Here is a 1435-nt window from a genome sequence, read left to right on the forward strand (position 1 = left end):
TTCGACCGGCCCACCATGTCAGCGTCCGCGCAGCGCACCTTCAGGATCTCCAGATCCACCGCCGCCGCGGCAGCCCAGTCGTAGGCGAAGAACTCCACCACATCGGCGTCTGAGCCGTCCGCGCGCACCGCGTGACCGGCCGCGGCCCGCACGTTCATCCCGGGATCGGTGTCCCGCAGCCCGGCCACGAACGCCCGGTCCTCGGCCCGCAACGCCGCCGCCTGCTCACCCACCGCCTCCCGCGCCACCCGATCCCGCAGCTTCGCCTCGGCATAGCCGGTCCTGGCGAACACGTCCAGCGCCGCGGCACCCTTCGACAACGCGAACTGCGCGGCGGCGTGCACCTCCGGCGCGAACTCCACGGTGTGCGTGGCCAGGATCCGCTCGGCGAAATCAGCGTTCGCCGCGTTCTGCTCCCGCGCGTAACTCACCGCGAACGGCATCTCCGACTTCAAGAACCGGGCCACCGCCGCCTTCACCAGACGCGCCTCCACCGTGATCGCGTTCCGCGCCGCGACCCGCACCAACGCCCGGGTGTCATACAACGCCAGATAGGTCACGTACTTCAGATCAGCAGCCGCCGGATCCACCGCCGCAGCCCTCACCACCGATGGTGGTGAGGCCGCCCAGACCGGCACCGGGCCCGCCGCCAACAGGCTGGGAACTATTACCAGGGCAGCCAGAAAACGGCCCCCGAGGGCCGTCGGTCGAGAATTCATTCAATTATCCCCCGTGATTCACAGAATCCCGTCGAGCAGCAGTCGCCATGGACTCCCGCACCCACCCGGGCCAGCACCCGGTAGGTCGGACAGCAGGAGGTATCGGCAACGGCCGGATCGACGGCGGCGAACGTGCTTCATTCACGTTCACCGAATCCTGGCTTGATCTAACACGACCTCGAACCGGCTCGCCACCCCGCCCGGTCAACCTGAGAAAAACATTTCCAGATTTATTAAGATCATTACTTTGCCATTAATGCGTCAGGCCGTGCCATTGACGCCCTTGTACGAGATCCGTACCGTTCGCGCTTCCAGGCCGAGAACACCACCGCGTTCTCGCATGCCACCGCCGCCCTCTCTGCCTTCGGCGGCACCAGCACGTTCACTCACTTACCAACGGGGATTACATGCACAACTCCAGCAGGCGACCACACGCCGTCCGCGGGCTGCTCATCGCCGTCACGGCCGCCGCCCTCGTGACCCTGATCACCAGCCCGGCCGTCGCGGTCACCCCACCGGGCCCGGTGCCGGCGCCCGCCCCGACCGTCACCGGCGAACCGGGAACGCCACAGGCGGCCACCCGGCAGGCCGCTCCGTCGCAGGCCGTCGCGACGGTGGCCGCTCAGGCCGATCCGATCGAGGACGACGGGCTGCCCACCAGCATCCCGGACAAGATCAAAGCCGCCCGCGAGATCAGCATCGAACCCGGCAACGAC

Annotated in this window: 2 pseudogenes; one reads left to right on the forward strand and one right to left on the reverse strand. The window is 67.8% G+C overall.

The window, feature by feature from the left end:
- Nucleotides 1–605, reverse strand: a pseudogene (locus ACQ0O7_RS45165) (hypothetical protein); the annotation flags it as partial.
- Between the two features lie 521 nt (nt 606–1126).
- Between ACQ0O7_RS45165 and ACQ0O7_RS45170 the strand changes: the two are divergent.
- A pseudogene (locus tag ACQ0O7_RS45170) lies at nt 1127–1435 on the forward strand (hypothetical protein); the annotation flags it as partial.

This window comes from Actinoplanes sp. G11-F43 (genome assembly GCF_050589265.1).
Classification (GTDB): Bacteria; Actinomycetota; Actinomycetes; order Mycobacteriales; family Micromonosporaceae; genus Actinoplanes.